At 40.2% G+C, this 14,511-nt stretch carries 10 protein-coding genes; 7 read left to right on the forward strand and 3 right to left on the reverse strand.

Features of this window, described 5'->3' with window-relative positions:
• Window positions 1-56: 56 nt before the first annotated feature.
• Entirely contained in the window at window positions 57-671 is a 615-nt protein-coding gene (locus CBM24_RS07455; RefSeq protein ID WP_088160728.1) for a sprT domain-containing protein, read from the reverse strand.
• Window positions 672-973: 302 nt separating this feature from the next.
• Here CBM24_RS07455 and recN point away from each other — a divergent pair, with 302 nt between their 5' ends.
• On the forward strand, window positions 974-2,635 hold the full coding sequence (gene recN, locus CBM24_RS07460) for a DNA repair protein RecN (RefSeq protein WP_088160729.1): 1,662 nt from the start codon (window positions 974-976) through the stop codon (window positions 2,633-2,635).
• A 65-nt stretch (window positions 2,636-2,700) separates the two neighbouring features.
• On the opposite strand, the gene CBM24_RS07465 is transcribed toward recN, so the two are convergent.
• Entirely contained in the window at window positions 2,701-3,204 is a 504-nt protein-coding gene (locus CBM24_RS07465; RefSeq protein WP_088160730.1) for a hypothetical protein, read from the reverse strand.
• A gap of 43 nt (window positions 3,205-3,247) precedes the next feature.
• Window positions 3,248-5,773, reverse strand: coding sequence for an ATP-dependent Clp protease ATP-binding subunit (locus CBM24_RS07470; RefSeq protein ID WP_075991716.1), 2,526 nt, complete (start codon window positions 5,771-5,773; stop codon window positions 3,248-3,250).
• Between the two features lie 185 nt (window positions 5,774-5,958).
• Between CBM24_RS07470 and ettA the strand changes: the two genes are divergently transcribed.
• The 6 genes from ettA to CBM24_RS07500 all read left to right on the forward strand — a co-directional run bounded on the left by ettA (window position 5,959) and on the right by CBM24_RS07500 (window position 14,509).
• A complete protein-coding gene (gene ettA, locus CBM24_RS07475; RefSeq protein ID WP_088160731.1) occupies window positions 5,959-7,641 on the forward strand; it encodes an energy-dependent translational throttle protein EttA in 1,683 nt (560 codons plus the stop codon).
• 9 nt (window positions 7,642-7,650) lie between these two features.
• Complete coding sequence (locus tag CBM24_RS07480) at window positions 7,651-8,835, forward strand: PAS domain-containing sensor histidine kinase (protein WP_088160732.1); 1,185 nt, start codon at window positions 7,651-7,653, stop codon at window positions 8,833-8,835.
• 42 nt (window positions 8,836-8,877) lie between these two features.
• On the forward strand, window positions 8,878-9,945 hold the full coding sequence (locus tag CBM24_RS07485) for a response regulator (protein WP_088160733.1): 1,068 nt from the start codon (window positions 8,878-8,880) through the stop codon (window positions 9,943-9,945).
• A gap of 372 nt (window positions 9,946-10,317) precedes the next feature.
• The gene (locus CBM24_RS07490) at window positions 10,318-10,734 is read left to right on the forward strand and encodes a lactate dehydrogenase (protein WP_088160734.1); all 417 of its coding nucleotides are present in this window, start codon (window positions 10,318-10,320) and stop codon (window positions 10,732-10,734) included.
• A gap of 1 nt (window position 10,735) precedes the next feature.
• Window positions 10,736-12,106, forward strand: coding sequence for an oxygen-independent coproporphyrinogen III oxidase (gene hemN, locus CBM24_RS07495; protein WP_198386056.1), 1,371 nt, complete (start codon window positions 10,736-10,738; stop codon window positions 12,104-12,106).
• A gap of 9 nt (window positions 12,107-12,115) precedes the next feature.
• Window positions 12,116-14,509 carry a heavy metal translocating P-type ATPase gene (locus CBM24_RS07500; protein WP_088160735.1) on the forward strand — a complete coding sequence of 798 codons (2,394 nt, stop codon included), beginning with the start codon at window positions 12,116-12,118 and terminating at the stop codon, window positions 14,507-14,509.
• Window positions 14,510-14,511: the final 2 nt, after the last annotated feature.

Consider the following 14,511-nt stretch of genomic DNA (forward strand, 5'->3'; position numbering starts at 1 on the left):
TTAATTATTTCCTAAGTTAGCAAAGATAAAAATATAATGAATGTATTTGTCAAAAATCATTGTTCCAACAGAAATACCTCCGCTATTGGATTGAATAGGTACATGCGTTTGCTGGTCAATTCCATGCACTTATAGCGTTTTCTTACCTTTTCAATGCGTTGAAATGAACGACCATTTTTTATTTTAAAGAAATGGCCATCCTCCAAAGATTCCACCGTAAGGGCACTGGTTTTGACGGTATCGTATGATTTTAAGGTGCGAAACAGGTGAAGGTCCGTGCAGCTTGAAGCCGCGGGGTTTTCCATGTAGCGATGAATGGCACTGCTAATATCGATTGGAAAAATATTCAATTTAAGGAAGGGCTCCATCAGTTCCTTGAAATTATTTTTCCACTCAGTACCATGTGGCTTGACACGATGCTGGTGTTTGTTCCAGGTTTGTAAATGGGCAAATTCATGGATCGTCGTAATCAGAAATGAATAGGAATTTAAGTCATGGTTGACTGAGATGCGGTGTGGGCTTCCTTTAAATGGCGCACGGTAATCTCCTAGTTTGGTACTCCTTGAACGAGAGATCTTAAATAAGCAGCGGGTATGATTAATCCAGTTGGATATAATCGGCGCAGCTTCTTCAGGCATGTATTTTTTAAGCGTAGCACTATAATCTTGCATGCCATAAAAATAGGGATTTATTCATGTCAATAGTGCTAAATGAGAACATTCTTTTGTCAAAAATAAAATCAGTTTACTAAAAATAGTAGTTTTTAATTTGGAAAAATGATATTATTTTTAGTATTTAGTACCTAAGAATATTAAAAGTGGGCATGTTATTAAAGCAGAGTAGCTGTTTTTTTAAATAAAATATATTGAAATCGCCTGAGTTTTAGGTAAATTACCTACAGAAAGGTTCATGAAACATAGGATCCGATTGAGGAACGGTATTTCCTCTAAACTGTAATTAGACCTTCAAGAATATGCTAGATACCTTACATATTAGAAATTATGCGCTCATCAACGAATTGGAAATCCAATTTGATAAAGGTTTGAATATGATTACCGGTGAAACCGGTGCCGGTAAATCTATTATCATGGGAGCATTATCGTTGATCTTAGGAAATAGAGCAGAGGGCAAGCATTTTTTCGACCCAACCAAGAAATGTGTGATTGAAGGGGAATTTAAAATTGGTTCTTACCAGCTACTTCGTTTTTTTGAGGAAAATGATCTCGATTACGCGGACCATACGATTATTCGAAGAGAGATATCTCCCGATGGTAAATCCCGGGCATTTATTAATGATTCTCCCGTCACCCTGGCTATCCTTAAAGCTTTAGGCGAGCAGTTGATTGATGTGCATTCTCAACATGCAACATTGCAGATTAATACAGAAGATTTTCAGTTTTTGGTAGTGGATAGTGTAGCGGACTCTTTCGGACTGAAGCAAAGCTATCGAGAGAGCTTCTTCGCTTATAAGAAAGCAAAAAAAGAACTCGAAGAATTTAAAGATCTGGTAAAAAAAGCTGCAATAGAACAAGACTATTTTCAGTTTCAATTTGATGAACTTGACGCCGCCCGTTTGGTAGCAGATGAACAGGGACAACTCGAAGTACAACAGCGGCAGTTGGAAAATGCAGAAGATATCAAGCGTGCACTAACTGGGGCATCACATCTATTGGAAAATGAAGATACGGCAGTTTTAAGCCGTTTAAAAGAGACGATGAGCCAGGTGGAAGGCATTGCCTCATTTCTGCCTGAGGCTGCAGATTTGGCTGCACGAATAAAGAGTACATGGATTGAGCTGAAGGATGTCGCTGCAGAGCTGAGCTCTCTTGAGGAGGATACCCAAATCGACGAAGGTACTTTATTGGAAATCAATGAGCGCTTGAGCTTATTGTATTCCTTACAGAAAAAACATCATGTGGACTCCGTTGAGGAGTTGATCAAATTACGTGATGATCTTGAATCCAAACTGTTTGCTATAAATTCTTCGGATGAGCAATTGGAGCGATTGGAGAAAGAGGTTGTGGCTAAATTAGCCATTGCCAAAAAAAATGCAAAGGAACTATCAGCAGCCAGGAGAAAGGTACTGGAGATGATCGCAAAGGATGTGCAGGCGACCTTGTCAAATGTAGGTATGCCGAATGCACGACTTCAAATTAATCTGGAACCATTAAAGGAGGGGGATATGCGGGAATCAGGGATGGATTCAATACAGTTTCTATTTTCGGCCAATAAAGGACAGGCATTGCAATCCATTCATAAGGTTGCATCCGGAGGAGAGCTTTCTCGTGTTATGTTGGCCATTAAATCCTTAGTTGCTAAAACTTCTGCATTACCTACTATTATTTTTGATGAGATCGATACAGGAATCTCTGGAGAGGTTGCGCTACGCGTAGGAGAGGTGATGGAAAGTCTTGCTGAGAATATGCAGGTCATTGCTATTTCCCATTTACCGCAAATTGCCGCTAAAGGTGCTGCGCATTATAAGGTATATAAGGAAGACAAAGCCAACCGAACCATATCTAACATTGTTCGGTTAGATCAAGAGGGGAGAGTCAAGGAAATCGCTCAGATGCTCAGTGGTATCAATCCCACAGATGCAGCACTGGAACATGCGGAGTTATTGCTGAAAGGATAGTTAAACATAAAAAATGCCTCAACAGGAATTAAACTATTGAGGCATTGTTATTTTTATGTTTTTTATTAGTTTCCTATAGTAGCGTCAGTTAGAACGACCTTAATAATCATATTTTCGGGTGGACTTGATAGGCCATTAGCGTATATGCGTATTACGCCGATGGAGTAGTTGTACGAAAACTTGTAACCTTTTAATTCAGAAGGGATCGCTACATACCTGTCAGGTGTAGAATCCACATTGATGGCCACACTGACATGACCGTCTTCATAATAACGTTTATCAAGATCGGAGATTTGGATATCTTTTATATAGGTATTATTGCCTTCTCTGTCCCAATCCCCTGATTTTACAGGAAATACATAACTTGTGCCGTCTAAAACGTTCACTTCTTGTGTAACATACTCTTTCTTACAAGAAGAAAATGAAACCAAGGCTGCGGTTCCAATTAGTGCTGCTAATAAAAGTCTTTTCATATTGTTCGTGTTATTTGTGATAATTTTTTTATTAAAGGACGATAAAATAGTGCGAAAGTTTAACGCCAAATTCATATACAACAAAAAATGCACCATAAAGGTGCATTTTATTGAAATTATTTTTAAAGATAGCTGAAGCTTACTTCTCAGCTGTATCTTTTGAAGACTTAGAATCTGAGCTAGAAACCTCAATATCTTTGGTTTCAGGATTAATGCTCACGGTCAAAACTGAACCTGTTTGCACATTTCCTTTGAGGATCTCTTCTGCAATCGGATCTTCAAGATATTTTTGGATTGCTCGTTTTAATGGACGTGCACCAAAATTACTGTCATAACCTTTGTCTGCGATGAAATCTTTTGCCTCATCCGTTAAATTGATGGTATAACCCAAATCAGCGATACGTTTGAACAATGACCTTAATTCAATATCAATGATTTTGAAGATATTCTCTTTTGTCAATGAGTTGAACACAATGACATCATCGATACGGTTCAAAAATTCAGGAGCGAAAGCTCTTTTCAAAGCGGTTTCAATAACTCCACGTGAATGCGCATCAGATTGTTGTGATTTTGCTGCAGTGGTGAAACCAACACCCTGACCAAATTCCTTCAATTGGCGTGCCCCAATATTTGAAGTCATAATGATTATGGTATTTCTGAAATCTACTTTACGGCCCAAACTATCTGTCAACTGGCCTTCGTCCAACACCTGTAACATGAGATTAAATACATCCGGGTGGGCTTTCTCAATCTCATCCAATAAGACAACCGCATAAGGTTTACGACGTACTTTTTCAGTCAATTGACCACCTTCTTCATAACCAACATATCCTGGAGGCGCTCCAACAAGGCGAGATACCGCAAATTTCTCCATGTATTCGCTCATGTCAATTTGGATCAGTGCATCTTCTGTATCAAACATAAATCGTGCTAATTCTTTAGCTAACTCTGTTTTACCAACCCCAGTAGGGCCTAAGAAGATAAATGACCCGATTGGTTTTTTAGGATCCTTCAAGCCCGCACGTGTACGTTGAATAGCTTTCACCAATTTACCGACAGCGTCATCTTGACCAATGATTCTTCCCTTCATCAACTCAGCCATATTCAACAGCTTTTGACTGTCTGTCTGACTAACACGTTGTACTGGAATACCTGTCATCATGGCCACTACTTCAGCAACATTTTCTTCTGAAACAGTATAGCGTTTAGACTTCGTCTCTTCTTCCCAAGCGATTTTTTCTTTCTCGAGCTCTTCGATCAATTTTTTCTCCGTATCACGCAATTTGGCAGCCTCTTCGTATTTTTGACTACGAACGACTTTGTTCTTTTCCAATTTGACCTCTTCAATTTTATTTTCAATGTCAATAATGGACTGCGGTACATGAATATTGTTTAAGTGCACGCGAGAGCCTGCCTCATCCAAAGCATCAATAGCCTTATCTGGTAAGAATCTGTCTGTAATATAACGTGTTGTTAACGACACACAGGCTTCAATCGCTTCGGGAGTGTAGGTCACATTGTGGTGATCCTCATATTTCTCCTTGATACGATTCAATATCTCAACCGTTTCATCATGTGTTGCCGGCTCAATCGTTACACGTTGGAAACGACGGTCCAAAGCACCATCTTTTTCAATGTATTGACGATATTCGTCCAATGTGGTTGCACCAATACATTGGATTTCTCCTCTTGCCAAGGCTGGTTTGAACATATTGGAAGCATCTAACGATCCTGAAGCGCCACCTGCACCAACGATTGTGTGAATCTCATCGATAAATAAGATGACATCCGGTGATTTCTCCAGCTCATTCATGACCGCTTTCATACGTTCTTCAAATTGACCGCGATATTTCGTCCCGGCAACCAATGAAGCCAGATCCAATGTGACTACACGCTTATTGAATAGTACACGTGAGACCTTGCGTTGGACAATACGAAGAGCAAGTCCCTCCGCAATAGCTGATTTACCAACTCCCGGTTCACCGATCAACAAAGGATTGTTCTTCTTGCGTCGGGATAAAATTTGAGATACACGCTCAATTTCTTTCTCGCGACCCACAATAGGATCCAATTTACCCTCTTCGGCAGCTTTGGTCAAATCACGGCCAAAGTTGTCCAATACCGGAGTTTTGGATTTGATATCCGAAACTTTTTTAGGTTGGATATATTGATCATCCTCAGCAAAATCATCGTCGCCGGTAGGAGAGCCCGGAGCCTCATCCTTGATGGTCGTTCTATTTTGCTCAACTTCAGATTTGAAGATGTCGTAAGTCACATTGTATTGTTGTAAAATCTGAGACGCAATATTATCTTCATCTCGTAAGATAGCCAATAATAGATGCTCCGTTCCGATGATGTCCGATTTGAATATTTTAGCTTCCAAATAAGTGATCTTCAAAACTTTTTCAGCCTGTTTTGTTAATGGCATATTGCCAATAGGAGCGCGTGAAACCGATGCCCCCTTCACTGCGTCCTCCACAGATTGACGTAGTGCTGTCGTGTCAATGCCTATGTTTTTAAGGATCTTTATCGCCATACCATCGCCTTCACGAATTAATCCGAGCAATAAATGCTCCGTTCCTATATAATCGTGACGCAATCTCAAAGCTTCCTCTCTACTGTACGATATGACATCCTTTACGCGCGGTGAAAATTTTGCTTCCATTGAATACCTTTCTGTTTTATATTAAGGATATATAAATGTAGTAAATTCTGCATTTCAAACCTTAAAATTATTTTAAATAATGTCATCAACAATTAAGCCATGACCGTTATACGTCCAAAATGTCAGTATAAAAGATTACATTTGTATGTTAATATAATAAGAGTTTTCGAATTTTTTTAAATTTTATGTCAGACGAGAAGATCATTTTTTCGATGGCGGGTGTCAACAAAATCTATCCGCCTCAAAAACAAGTGTTAAAAAATATCTATTTATCTTTTTTCTATAGTGCGAAGATCGGTGTGATCGGTTTAAACGGATCAGGTAAATCTTCCCTATTAAAAATTATCGCTGGATTGGATAAATCCTACCAAGGCGAGGTGGTGTTCTCCCCAGGTTACTCTGTGGGTTATTTAGCACAAGAACCTCAATTGGATCTTGAAAAGACTGTTCTTGAAGTCGTTCAGGAAGGTGTCGCTGAAATTACAGCCATCTTACAGGAATACGAAGAAATCAACGAAAAATTTGGCTTGCCAGAGGTGTATGAAAATGCCGATGAGATGGACAAATTGTTGGCTAGACAAGGGGAACTTCAGGATATCATTGATGCCACTAACGCTTGGGAAATCGATTCGAAATTGGAAAGAGCAATGGATGCTTTACGTTGCCCCGAACCAGATGCGAAGATTGTCAATTTGTCAGGTGGTGAGCGCAGACGTGTAGCATTATGTCGCTTATTGTTGCAGGAACCTGATGTATTACTCCTAGATGAGCCGACCAACCACTTGGACGCCGAGTCGATTGATTGGTTAGAACAACATTTAAAACAATATAAAGGAACGGTCATTGCCGTTACCCACGACCGTTATTTCTTGGATAATGTAGCCGGATGGATTCTTGAATTGGATCGCGGTGAGGGTATTCCTTGGAAAGGAAATTATTCTTCTTGGTTAGATCAAAAAGCAAAACGCTTGGCACAGGAAGAAAAACAGGAAACCAAACGTCAAAAAACCTTGGAACGTGAGCTGGAATGGGTGCGTATGGCACCGAAAGCACGCCACGCCAAATCGAAAGCTCGTTTGCATAACTATGAAAAATTAGCTTCTGAGGAAACGAAAGAACGTGAAGAAAAATTGGAATTGTTTATTCCTCCGGGACCACGTTTAGGTAATTCGGTCATTGAGGCAACTAATATTTCCAAAGCGTATGGCGATCGTATCTTGTTTGAAAATTTGAGTTTCATGTTGCCGCCTGCGGGTATTGTAGGGATTATTGGACCCAACGGTGCGGGTAAAACAACCTTATTCCGTCTGATTACAGGTCAGGAAACACCTGACACGGGTTCGTTCAAGGTCGGAGAAACAGTAAAATTGGGTTACGTAGACCAAATGCACCACGACCTCGATCCTGAAAAATCGGTTTGGGAAAATATTACGGGTGGCAGCGACAATATGATGCTGGGTAACCGCTCGGTAAACTCAAGAGCTTACGTTTCCAAATTTAATTTTAACGGTGCTGATCAACAAAAGAAAGTAGGTGTACTTTCCGGTGGAGAACGTAACCGTGTTCACTTGGCTATTACACTCAAAGAAGGCTCAAATGTGCTCTTACTCGATGAGCCGACCAATGATATTGATGTAAATACCTTACGGGCACTGGAAGAAGGCTTGGAGAATTTCGGTGGTTGTGCCGTTGTGATCTCCCACGATAGATGGTTCCTGGATCGTATCTGTACCCATATCCTTGCTTTTGAAGGGGATTCACAGGTTTATTTCTTTGAAGGTAACTACACTGAATATGAAGAAAACCGTAAAAAACGCGTTGGTGACGTAACACCGCACCGTATTAAATACAAGAAACTGGTAAAATAAGCAACGATCATGGACGGTGGAAGGCTTTTAGCTGCTATAATAGATCACGCTATTGATGGAATAATTACCATAGACAACAGGGGGAATGTGGAAAGCATTAACCCTGCTGCCTTGGAATTGTTCGGTTATCAGGCTGAAGAAGTGATCGGACACAATATCTCCATGTTAATGCCTGAACCTGATCGTGGTAATCACGATGGTTATCTGCATAATTACCAAACCACAGGTCACAAGAAAATTATCGGAATCGGCCGTGAAGTGATGGGCTTAAAGAAAAATGGAGAAACATTTCCATTCCGCTTGGCAGTCAGTGAGGTTTGGTTAAAAGATAAGAATATCTTTACCGGCTTTATTCACGATTTATCGCGTGAGAAAGCTGCCGAGGATATGCTCAAGCAACATTCAGCCGAACTTGAACATAAAGTAAGTGAGCGTACACGCGACCTGATCTCGCTGGTATCTGAACTTGAAAAAGCTAAAGCAGAAGTCTCAAAGTCTTTGGAAAAAGAAATTGAACTTAACCAGCTGAAATCACGGTTTGTGTCCATGGCCTCGCATGAGTTCCGGACACCTTTAAGCTCGGTTCAGCTTTCAGCTTCTCTGATTGAAAAGTATTCCGAACGACCGGATGATAAGGCTAATATCATTAAACACACCAACAAAATTAAAAGTGCAGTTCAATTGCTCACAAGTATCCTGAACGACTTTCTGTCACTTGAAAAATTGGAAGCGGGTATTGTTGTGATGAATAAGCAATACATCAATCTCGTTGAGTTGGCAGAAGAGATCACCGAAGAAATGCAATTGATCTGTAAGAAAAATCAGCATATTGTATACCAACACACCGGAGAAATTGGGCATTTCACCCTAGATCCAAATTTGTTGAAAAATGCTTTGGTCAACTTAATCTCCAACGCGATCAAATATTCCGGAGAAGATACCTTGATCGAATTCACAACCTGTATCGACGACGAAGGCTGCTTAATATCCGTGAAAGACAATGGTATTGGTATACCCGAGGAAGATCAGGTACATTTGTTTGAGCCTTTTTTTAGAGCACATAATACAGGTAATATCCCTGGTACAGGATTAGGTTTGAATATTGTAAAACGATACATCGAATTGATGGCGGGGCAGATGGAATTTGAATCGGAAGTACACAAAGGAACTTCATTCAGAGTAAGCTTTAAATAAAGGTGAACTTGCAGATTCGCATAACTGAATAAATAATTGCAGATGAGAAATAAAAAGACAATTCTAATTATTGAAGATAATATCGATATCCGAGAAGGGACTACCGAAATATTGGAGTTGACAGGAAGGTATGATGTCATTACAGCCGAAAATGGGCGCGTTGGCGTCGACCTGGCGACAAGACATATTCCTGATTTGATTCTCTGTGATATCATGATGCCTGAATTGGATGGTTACGGGGTCTTATTTATGTTGAGCAAAATTGAAAGTACAACCAAAATTCCGTTCATTTTTCTGACTGCCAAAGCGGAACGCGCAGATATGCGCAAAGCGATGGAAATGGGGGCGGATGATTATTTGACGAAACCTTTTGATGATGTCGAATTGATGAATGCAATAGATGTTCGCCTCAAAAGACATGAGCAGCTTGCAGCAGATATTCCTCAGGAAGAAGATTTGAGTTTGAGCGCCGAAGAGCAGGTATTGTTGCTAAAAGAGCTAATTGCCAATTCACGGGTGAAAACAGTGAAGAAAAAACAGTCTATTTATGAAAAAGATGATTCGCCAACGTACGTCTATTTTGTGAAATCTGGTCAGGTGCGCAGCTTTAAGTCCTATAAAGATGGACGTGAGCTGTCTACAGGTATTTTTATTGAAGGCAATTACTTTGGTTATGCTTCGATTTTGTTGAATGATAATTATGAAGACTACGCCGAAGCTGTTGAACAAAGTGAAATTGTGTTGATTCCAAAGGACAGTTTTTTGGAGCTGTTATGGAAAAAACCTGCAATAGCCAGTAAATTTATTAAGCTCCTTTCTGTCGACTTACGTGAAAAAGAAGAGCAATTGCTGGGTTTTGCCTATCATTCTGTCCGTAAGCGTGTCGCCAATGCCTTGATTAGCGTTGCTGAAAAAAGTGGAGTCAATATCAATGAGGCTGATGCATGCTCAATTGATGTGACACGAGACGGCCTAGCTTCAATTGCAGGTACAGCCAATGAAACTGTTTCCCGTATGCTCTCCGACTTTAAAGAAGAAAAACTGATTTCGAAAGAAAAAGGGAAGATATACATCAATTCTATCAAGAACCTGCGGGATGTGAAGCAGTAGCGATCAGCAGCTAAGATTTAAAAATCAATTTACTAAAAAGGCGTGTTCAGTTTTTCTGAACACGCTTTTTTTCTGATAGCCTATGTTTACTGATTTGTGTCTTTTCATTAAAGTATCAATGCGAGTTCGCTATGCCGTTTTATTGAACTAGTTTGGTTTCATTGGTTTCAATGAACGTATAGTACGCGATTATTGGCCATATAATAGCTTTCGGTTGACTTTTACAGCTGTTGGTGTTAGCGAAATCATGCAAGTTTTTGTGAATTGTGATAAATATCATTTTAAGGTGTGGTGCTATATCATCTTTTTGCCCATATGCATGATTTACTTTTGTTCTTAGGATAAACCTTAATTGGTGATTGTAGAATCAGAATGAAAGTAGTAGTATATAATGTAAGGTCATTTGAAAAAGAGTTTTGGGCATTGGCAAATGCCAAACAACATGATTTGACTTTGATTTCAAATGGATTAAATGCGGAGACACAGAATTATGCGCGTGGAAAAGATGCGGTAGTTATTTCCGTGAGCGATATTTTGGACGAGAGCATGCTACTTAATTTAAAAGGGTTAGGGATCAATAAGATTATGACCCGCAGTAAGGATACTGCTCATATCGATCTGGTAAAGGCTGGAGATCTGAATATTCAGATTGCCAATGCGCCATTTGAAGATCAGAGTCCAAAAGGACTGGCAGAGCAGACCGTCCGGAATCTCAACTTATGGGGATTAGAAAAATGTGTTGGTAAAGCCTGTTGTTGTCTAAACGACTGTGCTAAAAAAATAAAATAAAATGATTACATCGCAGGTTACAATGGAAGAATTGGTGCAAAAATATAATGTTGCCGCACCGCGCTATACAAGCTATCCTACTGTTCCCTTTTGGGATAATGAAGCATTTTCTCGGGCGGCTTGGACTAATCAAGTCTACCAAACTTTCCAGCAGTCGAAAGAAAAAGGTATCAGCTTATATATACACCTTCCTTTTTGTGAAAGCCTCTGTACTTATTGTGGCTGCAATACGCGCATTACAAAAAACCATCGCGTTGAAGAACCTTATATTGCCTCTCTTTTGAAAGAATGGGAAATGTATGTCGCTTTATTTAAGGGAGAAAGACCGTTATTGGCAGAAATACATTTGGGTGGTGGTACTCCGACCTTTTTCCATCCGGATAATTTGAAAGTACTGATTGAGGGGATCCTTAAACACGCAGACCTGGCTCCTGATCGTTCATTCTCTTTTGAAGCTCACCCTGCTAATACAACCGTCACACATTTAGAAACCTTATTTGACTTGGGGTTTCGGCGCTTGAGCCTGGGAATACAGGATTTTGATCCACTTGTGCAGTTTGTGATCAACCGACATCAATCATCGGCGGAAGTGAAAGAAGTGATGCTGAATGCGCGGAAAATTGGATTTGAGTCGATCAACTTCGATTTGATCTATGGATTGCCTAAGCAAACATTGGCTACGGTGGAAGATACGATCCAAAAAGCGATGCTGCTCGGTCCAGACCGGATCTCTTTCTATAGCTATGCCCACGTGCCTTGGATAAAACCCGGTCAACGGCATTATACTGAAGCAGATCTACCTCATGGCGCAGCCAAACTCGCCTTATATAACCTTGGGAAAAAAATGATTTTGGCCCATGGCTATGAAGATGTCGGTATGGATCATTTTGCGAAAAGAGAGGACGAGTTATTTGTGGCTTTTCAACAAGAAAGATTACATCGCAATTTTATGGGGTATGCCGATCGATTTAGTCCCTTGTTAATCGGTATCGGAGTCTCTTCGATCAGCGATGCCTGGGGGGCTTTTGCTCAAAATGTGAAGACCGTAGAAGAATACCATAAACTTATTGATGCAGGGGTATTGCCCGTTGTAAAAGGACATATACTCAACGAGGAGGATCTTCTTGTAAGGCGTTATATCCTCGATATGATGTGTAAAGGCAAAGTGCAGTTGCCGACAGGTGCGCCGCTGAATGAGCAGATTATCGACGAATTGTCTGAACTTGTTGCAGATGGTTTAGTCTCCATATCCGGCGATCTAATTCAATGTACTGCTATTGGACGCTCTTTTTTAAGAAATATCTGTATGGCCTTTGATCAGCGATTATTGCGTTCAAAAGCACAAAATCAATTATTTAGTCAGGCAATTTAGAACGAAGGTATGGCAGAGCTAAGGGATGAAATACAACTCGCAGAAAAATGTTTCCATTGCGGCGATAAAATTGAGGAAACGGGTTATCAGCTCGATCATCACGATTTTTGCTGTCTGGGCTGTCAGACCGTTTACCAAGTACTGAACGATAGTGGTATGCAGCAATATTATCGCTATAATCAGCACCCGGGTAAATCGAATAAATCCAAGCAAGAAGATTTTTCTTATCTGGATGAACCACAGATTGCCGATAAATTAGTGGATTATAAAGATGATAAGATGACCATCATCACCTTTTATATTCCGGCTATTCACTGTAGCTCTTGTATCTGGTTGCTGGAAAATTTATATAAACTCAATCCCAATGTACTGCAGTCGCGCGTGGACTTTATGAAGAAACAGGCGAGCATTACATTCAATCACAATGAGCTGCCATTGAAAGACCTGGTTTATCTTTTGGTCAATATCGGTTATGACCCTAAAATCACTTTGCAGGATGTTGTAAAGGAAGGGAATAGAAATAATCTGAATCCTTTGGTTGCAAAAATTGCTGTTGCCGGTTTCTGTTTTGGAAATTCTATGTTATTCAGTTTTCCTGATTATTTTGGAATGGGGAGTTTTGAAAAGGAATATGCCAATTTCTTTGGTTATATAAACCTTGCCTTTGGTCTCCCTGTTTTATTGTATTGTGCGTCGGATTATTTTAAATCGGCCTATCGGAGTCTGAAACAAAAGCGGTTGAATTTGGATGTTCCATTAGCCCTGGGAATCCTCGTGTTATTTTTGCGTTCCGCGTTTGAGGTGATCACACAGACAGGAGCTGGTTTTACGGATACACTCTGTAGTCTTGTGTTTTTTATATTGATCGGAAAATGGGTACAACAACGTACCTATTATCATATCTCATTTGAACGGGATTACCGGAGTTATTTTCCGGTGGCTGTAACAGTATTGACCGAATCGGGGGATAAACCTGTACAATTAGCTGACGTTCATATAGGTGACCGTATCTTGGTTCGGAACAATGAAATTATACCTGCCGATGCTATGCTTTTAAAAGGTGATGCTGCGATAGATTTTAGCTTTGTAACGGGTGAATCAAGTCCGGTCAGTAAGACCTTAGGCGAAATTATCTATGCCGGCGGACGCCAGACGGGGGAAGCGATAGAACTTGAAGTGGTCAAACCGATTTCACAGTCCTATTTGACCAAATTATGGAATAATGAGAATTATAAAGATTATGACAAACATTTTCAGACTTTTGTCAACTTTATAAGTAAATATTTTACTGTTGTTTTATTGGCTATTGCACTATTGGCGGCCTTGTTTTGGGCCGTTGATGGGAGTGCAAGCCGGGCTTGGGGAGCTTTTACGGCGGTATTAATTATCGCATGTCCATGTGCGTTGGCGTTGAGCTCTCCATTTACCCTTTCTGCAGCGCTAAGTATTTTTGATCGAAATAAGTTCTATGTGAAAAATACGGCTGCTATTGAGCAGATGGCAAGGATTGATACCTTGGTGTTCGATAAAACTGGCACAATATCGTCGCCTAAAGCAACCTCAATTTATTTTGAAGGTAGCCTTTCAGCAGTTGACAAAAAGCTACTGAATGCGGTATGTAGAAACTCTAGCCATCCATTGAGCCGTGAAATCGTCAAGTGGCTGAATGTCTCTTCTGCTATTTCGATACAGGATTTTAAGGAATTTCCGGGAAAGGGGATGCAGGCTAATGTAAGTGGCAAGGAAATTAAAATCGGTAGTGCTAACTTTTTGAATATCGGTAATATTAAAACAGATGGTTCTGTGGTTTTTATTCGTATAGGTGAGGAGTTAAAAGGATATTTTACCATGGAGCAATCCTGGCGGGATGGCCTTTCGGCTTTGATTGAAGATTTTAAAGTCGAATACGACCTTCATTTAATCTCAGGGGATAACGATAGACGTCTGGATGCACTCCAGTTAATTTTTCCCTCGAATGCAAGTTTGCTTTTTAATCAATCACCAATGGAAAAACTGGAAACCATTCAAAATTTTCAGGTAGCAGGAAAGCATGTCTGCATGATTGGTGATGGCCTTAATGATGCGGGGGCATTGCGTAAAGCAGATTTGGGTATCGCCGTGAGTGATGATATCAATAACTTCTCTCCCGGCTGCGATGCGATACTGGATGGGGAGTCATTTTCAAAAATGCCGGATTTCTTTGCTTTTAGCAAAGATGCGGTGAAAGTAATACATATGAGCTTTGGTATATCTCTTTTATATAATGTAATTGGATTGAGCTTTGCCGTGCAAGGTATTATGTCGCCGTTATTTGCCGCGATTCTAATGCCAATAAGTACGGTAACGATCATCTCCTTTACAAGTCTCATGACGAGGTGGTATGCCAAACGTCGTAAACTCTAGTT

Source organism: Sphingobacterium sp. G1-14 (assembly GCF_002196555.1).
Classification (GTDB): domain Bacteria; phylum Bacteroidota; class Bacteroidia; order Sphingobacteriales; family Sphingobacteriaceae; genus Sphingobacterium; species Sphingobacterium siyangense.